This window comes from Photobacterium sp. OFAV2-7 (genome assembly GCF_022347985.1).
In the GTDB taxonomy this organism is placed as follows: Bacteria; Pseudomonadota; Gammaproteobacteria; order Enterobacterales; family Vibrionaceae; genus Photobacterium.
The window spans coordinates 1-7,359 of sequence record NZ_JAKRFQ010000166.1 but is presented as its reverse complement, the minus strand read 5'-3'; the positions used below and the strand labels follow the sequence as shown (position 1 = coordinate 7,359).

5 protein-coding genes are annotated in these 7,359 nt (G+C 47.9%); 1 reads left to right on the top strand and 4 read right to left on the bottom strand.

Annotation, left to right across the window (positions count from 1 at the left end; translation table 11 throughout):
- The coding region (locus MHN01_RS24535; RefSeq protein ID WP_255725155.1) for a helix-turn-helix domain-containing protein at positions 1–134 on the top strand (134 nt) is incomplete at its 5' end.
- A 113-nt stretch (positions 135–247) separates the two neighbouring features.
- Here the strand turns inward: MHN01_RS24535 and MHN01_RS10975 are convergent.
- The 4 genes from MHN01_RS10975 to MHN01_RS10960 form a co-directional block, all read right to left on the bottom strand.
- Positions 248–1,660 (bottom strand): YfcC family protein, encoded by a 1,413-nt coding sequence (locus MHN01_RS10975; RefSeq protein WP_239411389.1) that lies wholly within the window; start codon positions 1,658–1,660, stop codon positions 248–250.
- 52 nt (positions 1,661–1,712) lie between these two features.
- A complete protein-coding gene (locus MHN01_RS10970) occupies positions 1,713–2,777 on the bottom strand; it encodes an alanine/ornithine racemase family PLP-dependent enzyme (protein ID WP_239411388.1) in 1,065 nt (354 codons plus the stop codon).
- A 208-nt stretch (positions 2,778–2,985) separates the two neighbouring features.
- The gene (locus MHN01_RS10965) at positions 2,986–3,912 is read right to left on the bottom strand and encodes a LysR family transcriptional regulator (protein WP_239411387.1); all 927 of its coding nucleotides are present in this window, start codon (positions 3,910–3,912) and stop codon (positions 2,986–2,988) included.
- A 165-nt stretch (positions 3,913–4,077) separates the two neighbouring features.
- Positions 4,078–6,981: a hybrid sensor histidine kinase/response regulator gene (locus tag MHN01_RS10960; RefSeq protein WP_239411386.1), complete on the bottom strand. Its 2,904-nt coding sequence runs from the start codon at positions 6,979–6,981 to the stop codon at positions 4,078–4,080.
- Positions 6,982–7,359: the final 378 nt, after the last annotated feature.

Sequence of the window (7,359 nt, the reverse complement as noted above, 5' to 3'; positions counted from 1 at the left end):
CTGAGTTATTTCAGGAGCAGTATATTCGCCAGGCACTGGATGTGAACGATAACAACTGGGCGGCGACCGCAAGGCAGCTTGGCATCGACAGCGGTAACTTGCATCGTCTGGCTAAGCGGCTCGGCTTGAAGTAGCTGTGGTTGAAATAGTTGCGGTTGAAATCGCGGTGGTTCTAATCGCAGTAATACAAAAAGCTCCCGGATGGTAATGACCTACCGGGAGCGTAATTGGTTAATAACGAGTTACTCTATAGTGTTACCCCGATTGACAGAACTACACAGTTAAGTACGACAAAGAAAGCAACTAACGGGGCAATGAACTTCAGCCAGGTGACATAAGGAATACGTGCTATCGCTAATCCACCCATTAGTACACCATAGGTTGGCGTAATAAACAGGATAGTGCCTATTCCGCTCATAAATGCGGTTACCACTAGCTCGCGGCCTGTATTGGCAAAATCGCCTAGTGGTGCCAGGATAGGCATGCTCATTACTGCTAGACCTGAGGTTGAAGGAACGATGAAGGAGAGCAGCATCTCAATCCAATAAACGGTGTTAATGAACAAGACCGAGCTTTTGCCTGCCACTATGCCTTCAGCAAAGTTAAGAATGGTATCGGTGATGTTACCGGCCTCCATGACTACGACAATTCCGCGGGCGACACCGACAATTAATGCCACCCCAATCAGGTCGGCTGCGCCGGCCACGAATGAGTTGATCAGATCGTCTTCTTTCAGGCGGCCGACAATCCCGCACAGAATACCCATAAAGATAAATAGCGTGGCCATTTCAGCCATCCACCAACCGAGTACAGATACACCGTATATCATGATGCTGAAAGTCAGGATAAACAGGATCAGCACGCCTTTCTGCGAGGTGGTGAGAACCGGCAGATTGTCAGTGGCATCTTTGTCACCCAGGAAGTGCGCTTCATGATCGTGACGGAGGTGGGCAAGCAGGGAAGCGTCCGGGTTGTTCTGGATCTTTCTGGCATAGCGCATTACATAGCCACAGCCGACGACAAGGGCAACGGCAAGAATGATAAACCGTAATTCAACCCCGCTGAGGAAATCGACACTGGCGGCGTTAGAGGCAATGACAGTACCAAACGGGTTGATGGTTGAACCCAGCGTGCCGACACCAGTGCCGACAAAGATAACGGCTACGGCAACCAGGGGATCAAAGCGGGCAGTCATAAAGATTGGGATAAGCAGGCCATAAAAGGCCAGTGATTCCTCAGCCATACCGTAGGATGTCCCACCAAGTGCAAATAGGGTCATCAAGATAGGGATCATGTATATTTCCCGTCCTTTCAGACGAACCATAATTCTGGCAATGCCTGTATCAATGGCACCTGTCTTGGTGACTATGCCGAGAAAACCGCCGACCATCAGGACGAAAAGGCTGACATCGATGGCACCGATGACGCCGCTAACCGGATCATAAAAGCCGGAAATCGGGGCCATCAGGGTGTCAAAAAAGCCTTGTGGCGAAGATTCAATGACATGATATGAGCCTGGCAGAGGCACTTCCCTGCCGAGCTGTTCATTCATTTCTCGGGTGTATTTACCTGCTGGCAATATATAGGTCAGCATGGCAAAGAAGGAAATTAAAAAGAATAGGATCGTAAAGGTGTTGGGGAACTTCTTAATTCTTAACATGGTGCATCCTTAGCGCGATGTTGAGTTGGTATTTGCATTCATATTTTTGGATTTAGATAAAGCGTTTGGTGATGTATTCGGAGGTCATGCACTGCAAGACGCCGCCGTAGGACAAATCGAAATCGACTAAGCTACCGATTTGGTAGTCGGGTTCGCAGTCATTGATATCGAGAATGAGGTGATCGCTGCTACCGCCAATGACGATGATGTTTGGGTCTTTCGGGGAGATCTGGCTGATATCGACATCTTGTTTTCCGATTGCGCAAATTGCACGTCTACGCAGCCCGCGGTCAATAAAATCAGGTTTGTTGCCAAAAGCATCAAGGGCGGTGGAGTTGACCGGAACCGATGGTTTGACTTTGATCTCGACGATTTCCGCTGTGAGATCAAAGGTATCTTGTCGGGTTTCGGGGATCGGATCATCGTTCAGTCCAATTCCCATCAGAAGTGAAGCTCCGAGTCTTAATTGATTGATACCTTGAGGGAGCTTGCCGCTAAACATTAAAGGCAACCCGGCAGAGCTTGCTCCGGATATGTATTTGAGTGTGATGCTGAATGTGGATTCAATTTGTCTGGCGAGTGCAATTAGCTGGTTTTGATTATCAGAGGTTGGCTCTACACCACCGTAGCAGGCGAGGTTGCTACCGAGACCAACAAGCTTGATTCCGGGTAGTGCGACTGCCTTGCGAGCAAGGGCAAGGGTCTCTTCCTCATAGAACCCGCCTTCCCGGAGATCGCCTAGGTCATGCATCAGAATAACTTGATGGGTTTTATGCTGCTTGAGGGCTTCGGCCGACAGGGCGTCTAAGGTTGCCATCTCGGAGTTCAGAGAGATATCGGCATATTTGACGACCTCGCTGATTTCACTAAGAGCTGGCAGTCTCAAAAGTAGCGTTTGGGTATCGAGATGACGGATTTTTCTTAAATTCCGAATGCGAGAATCAGCAAGAAGTTGAATGCCGCCATTTAAGATAGCCTGCCCGACATCTGGGGTAGCGCAGGCTAGCTTGGTAACACCGGCGGGTGATACGCCCTGGGCTCTGCACGCTGACACCATGTGTTGGGTATTTTGGGTGATCGTATCTAAATGAATATTAATACACGGGTAAGTGCTCATAGTTTTACCTCTGGGTAATATTGTTCTTTAGGAACATTGAGCGCTTTTTAGTGATGAAGATAAATAATGGGTTTTCTATGATTACTTTGTATGAATTCGATGTAAGAATAAAAAGTCGCATTCACGGAATAAAATGTTTATACCCAAACAATCTCAAGAGATAGTTTGGGTATACTCCGTGAATAATTTTCAAAGAGGTTGAATGGGATTAAACAGAGAAATGGAGCGACGGCTTTTTATTATTGTGGGCTGAGGAAATCGCATGCACTAATTCTGTTGCAGCGAGTGAAAGCTCTTTGGATTCTAGGGTGGTTAAGTGAAACTCGGCAATGTATTCAAGCGAAGGGGCGTTGACTTTGACCATCTCTCCTCGCTGCTCCCAAATCGAGGCATAGTGATCCGGTAGGTAACCGACAAAATTACCTGATAAAAGCAAGTGAGCTGTGGCTTCCATGTTGGTGCTACTGGCGAGGTGAAGCAAGTTTTTCGTATTACTCAGTGGAGTGATCTTGTGGGATACCCCTCGCTCTACAATCGGTGTATCCAACAGATCTTTGGTAGTGACTTCGCCTTGCAATGAGAGTATCGGGTGGTCGGGCGCACAATACAGACACTGTTTTTCACCAAATAAATAGGTATATGTAAGACCGTCTTTGGGTACCTCTGAGGAAGTGATCCCTAGCTCTATCTTTCCATCAAGCACCATCATTTCAATTTGGTAAGAATCGCAGATATCGGTATCAATAGTCACCTTTGGGTGGTCGTTGCAAAAATGCCTGATAGCCTGCTGGATTTTACATTGCGGGTTGGTCGCCAAGTTATCGGTTAGTGCGAGTTTGATATGACCATGGGAGACATTTCTGATGCTATCGAGTTGATCTTCAAAGCTGGCAATATCACTAAATAACGTTTGGCAAAGCTGATAGACCTTGTTGCCATCGTGAGTCAGGCGAAAACCTCTTCGTCCCCGGTGGCACAATGTCATGCCAAGCCGGGTTTCCAAATCGTTCATACGAGTACTAATTGTCGATTGGTGCATGTTTAATTTAAATTGCGCAGCTGAAAAGCCACCGGAATCAACAATGGTCACAAATAAGTGGAGTAGCTTTAAATCAAAGTCGTGTATTTTTCGCATCTCAGTATCTCTTTTTTGGTTTGATTTTATTCTTTATGGGGATGGCGTTCTGAGATGTATCGCTAATTACAGGCTTGAATCTTTGGCTGGGAGTTATTGATAGGAGAAGAGGCTATGCTGAGCTGAGCAGGCTGGTGTCATTTTTACAAATGACACCAGTCTTTACTAGATCGTTAGTTCAACTTGCTGGTGGATCTCTTCAATGAGCTTGTTTAACAAATCGTCAAGATTAGCCAACTCAGCCTCGGTTGGTTGTGTGCCAGCCTTGACCTTCTTCTCAATGACCAACGCAGCCTCACGGACATAAATAGCACTAATACTGCCAGATGCCCCTTTTAGAGAGTGGCTGAGCAGTATGGCAGAATCGAAATCATTCTTGGCTAATGCCTGTTTGAGTTTGTCTATATCCTGACTGTGCTCTTCGGCAAACATCTGGAGGAACTGCATGATGATGTCATGGTCTTGATCCATCATATCAAGCAGGGCATTAATTTCGATTTGCTGGAAACTCTCGGCCAGCAACTGGCTTTCACTGCTGTCGTTGGTATGGCTCTCATCCTGAGTGATTTCACCGAAAATTTCGTCACTTAGCACGCTGCCGCCGACACAGCCATCTGCCAAACCACCACCTTCTTGCTCAATATCATCTATCGCGTCAGCAGTATTGTCCGGAGCTGTTTCTGTCCTTTGTTCTGCTTCATAGGCCGCGCGTAATAATGCCATATGGGTGATCTTGCTTTTAAAGCGCTGGAGGGCGTCAAGTAGCTTTTGCTCATCGAGAGGTTTGGTGATCACGCAGTCGACGCCGGCAACAATCATGTTCTTCTGGGTTTCTTCAAACACATCGGCCGTACAGGCAAAAATAGGGATCTGGCTGATCGGAGACTGTAAAGCCCGGATTTTAGTAGTTGCTTCGATACCGTCCATGATCGGCATATGGTTATCCATAAGGACAACATCGAAAAACTCGTTCTCGAGGATCGCCAGAGCCTCAGCGCCGTTTTCGGCCACACTGGTCTGGAACCCGCGCTGCTTGAGGAAGGAGTCGATAATCAGGACATTGAGGTTGTTGTCTTCGACGATCAATACTCGCAGGTTGGCAAATGCACGGTGGTCAAACTCGAGGCTTTCTTGCGCCGGTACCATGTACTGTCCCTGATGGATGCCAAGCGTGACCGTAAAGGTTGACCCTGCTCCCGGAATGCTGTCGAGGTGAATCTGCCCGTTCATGAGTTCTGCCAGCTGTTTGACAATGCTCAGACCGAGGCCCGTGCCGCCGAAGCGGCGGCTGGTTGAAGCCTCTGCCTGGGCAAAAGGATCAAAGATGTACTGGATCCGTTCCGGGTCGATGCCAATGCCGGTATCTCGGGTCACAATGGTAAGAATCTTCTCGCCGGGGTTTTCTCCATCGTCCAGCTTCAGTGTCACCTGTACCTTGCCGCGTTCCGTGAATTTGATGGCATTGCTGATCAGGTTAAACAGGATTTGGCGAATCCGCGCTTTATCGGCATAGAACCAGTCGTTGGGATTGAATTCGCACTGGATGTCGAAGCCGATGCCTTTTTCTTTGGCCAGCGAATAGTAGGTACTTTCTATAGTACCGACCAAATCGGTGAAGCAGAAATTGGTAGGATCCAGCTTAAGCTGTCCTTGCTCGATCTTGGAAAAATCGAGAATGTCGTTCAGTAGCGACATCATATGTTTTCCGGAATCGAGCAGGGTACGGAGATGGTGATCCTGCTCTTCGGTCAGTTTCGTTTTCAGCAGCAGCTGTGATAACCCCAGCATCCCGTTCATCGGGGTTCGGATTTCATGGGAAAGGTTGGCCAGAAAGGCTGACTTTGCCCGGTCTGCCGCTTCTGCCTTGTGCAGTGCCCGGTTAAGCCGTTCAGTATCGTAGGAGATTTTGTCTGCGCCCTGATTGAGCGCGTCGTGTAACACCTGAAACTCATGCGGACCGTCAATGCGTTCGTTGCGGGCATAGTTACCAAGCTTAAATTGAGCTGCAAAGCGTGACAGTTTGGCCAGCGGCATGGTGATCCGCTTAGTCAGGGCAATAGACAGGATGATCACAATACCAGCTGTTAGAAACAGGGCCAGCATGAAGTAGCGGTGCAGGTAGTCAATCGCCTGAGTTACTGTATTTTGTGGGGTTATCGAGACCAGAGACCAAAGAGGATTGCCGTCATTTCCCTGAGTTCCGAGGCGGGTGACGGTTGCAATCAATGGTTCATTGTACCGGTCGGTATAATGCATGATCTCACTGGTCGATGTGTGAGTGTTGCTGTCATCCTGGTTATATACCTGCTTAAAGTTAGCAAACACTTGCAGCGGGTGGCCTTGGTTTATGCCCGATAGGATCACGTCGCCTTGTTGATCGATAAGGATGATGTAGTCAGTATCGCTGATGCGTTCACCGAGGAAGGTCAGCTGGTTATTGATCTCACTAAGTTCGTATTTGACCACGAGTAGCTTTTGGTTGTCCGGCGCACCTGATTCCGGATGCTGGTGGGTTACCATGGAAATGAAGTAGATAAACGGGGTCTTGTCTAGCCCCTGAGGAAAGGAAACATAGACATCATTGTCCTGTGAGGCAAGCATGTCAGCTACTTCACTGAGCCGGGTAATACCAGCCTGTTTGAGCTCCTGATTAAGGGCTTGAGTCGTGTGGGGCGATGAGGATTCAATGAGTTCGAAGCGGTCCTGGCCGTTGTCATTTTGATTGTTTTCAAGCAGGTAAATTGCCGAGAAAGCGGTATCGACTGACGTAATTTCGGAAAGGTAGTGACTGAGAAAGCCATCGCCTGTATTAACGGCGTCGGAAGTAAGTTCAAAAACCGGCGAGTTTGCCAATATTTTGATGCTCAGGATTCGTTTGGTAATGATATCGTCAATGTTCTGTGCGGCAAGCTCGGTTCGGCTGCTCAAACCTTGAGAGATCTGGGAAAGCGCCACAGTCGAGAGCTTCTCGCTGCTAACCCAGCTATAAATAAACGCAGGGATAATGCCGACAAACAGCATGCTCGCAAGCAATATGGGCTTAATTCTATTTGGGACTATCCTTATCAAACTGCATTTTCCCCGAGTTTTGGTTTTATTAATTATTTGTAAATAAATCTTAGATAATTATCAAATACTACGCTTGATAGAGGGAAGGAAAGTTGATCTGTCCAGCAAACAATGGTGCGTTTTAAACAGAAAAGCATGTCTTTCAATGCCAGGCATGACGGAGGTTGATTGTTCTTAATTCTGTTGGAAGCTGCCTGAATGAGGTGAGGGAAACGTCTGGTGGTCAGACTGAAGTAAAGAAAGGCTGCCATCTCTGGCAGCCTTTTTTTTTGTGATTAGTTGAGCAGTTGTTCCAGCGTTAGTGGTGCGGAGGTTAGCCCCATCTGTTGGGCTGGTGTTAAGCCCGAGCGGTCCTGGTGACACAGGTTATGCCAGGCC

Coding starts and splice junctions, on each gene's coding strand:
- MHN01_RS10975 (WP_239411389.1), bottom strand. CDS start 1,660: ATGTTAAGAATTAAGAAGTTCCCCAACACCTTTACGATCCTATTCTTT.
- MHN01_RS10970 (WP_239411388.1), bottom strand. CDS start 2,777: ATGAGCACTTACCCGTGTATTAATATTCATTTAGATACGATCACCCAA.
- MHN01_RS10965 (WP_239411387.1), bottom strand. CDS start 3,912: ATGCGAAAAATACACGACTTTGATTTAAAGCTACTCCACTTATTTGTG.